This window comes from Vibrio sp. 1249-1 (assembly GCF_033340495.1).
Genome location: NZ_JAWOWJ010000740.1, coordinates 1 through 622 on the forward strand (window position 1 = coordinate 1; position 622 = coordinate 622).

At 47.4% G+C, this 622-nt stretch carries 1 protein-coding gene; it reads left to right on the plus strand.

The features are described from left to right. Positions 1 to 42: 42 nt before the first annotated feature. The coding region (locus R7Z50_RS28655) for an amino acid permease (protein ID WP_318149902.1) at positions 43 to 622 on the plus strand (580 nt) is incomplete at its 3' end.

The window sequence follows — 622 nt, forward strand, 5'->3', positions numbered from 1 at the left end:
GCAGCATGGAACGCGCACTTAAATAAAACGTCCGAGAAACGCATGGAACAGCTAAAAAAAGACATCTCTCTTATCTCCGGTATCGCCCAGTTGTCCACAACCTTGATGGGAACAGGCTTGTTTATGATTCCCGCTATCGCGGCAGGAATCGCTGGCCATTTTTCTTTGTGGGCTTGGGTCCTTTTATTCATCGCGATTTGTCCAATTGCGCTGACTTTTGCCCAACTTGGTAAGCGTTACCCGAATGCTGGCGGCACGGCATTTTTTGTGCGTCAAGCTTTTAACTCGAGATTGGAAAGCAGCGTCGCTTGGCTATTTGTCAGTGTGATTCCCGTTGGCGTACCTGCCGCGATTGCTCTTGCAGCAGGTTTTCTTCAACAACTGCTTCCTACTCCAATCAACAACCACTTATTTGCGCAAGTATTGACGGTTTTTCTGCTCATATTGGTCACCCTATTGGGCACCAAATCATCAGGGCGCTTGCAAACCGTCATCGCATTGAGTGTTTTTTCTTTGGTTGGGGCATTTTTGTTTAAAGGCGAAATCAATAGCGCAGATCTTTCAATGCCGACTCTCACAACAGAGTCCATTTGGTCTATCACCGCGGCACTTGGTGTGATGT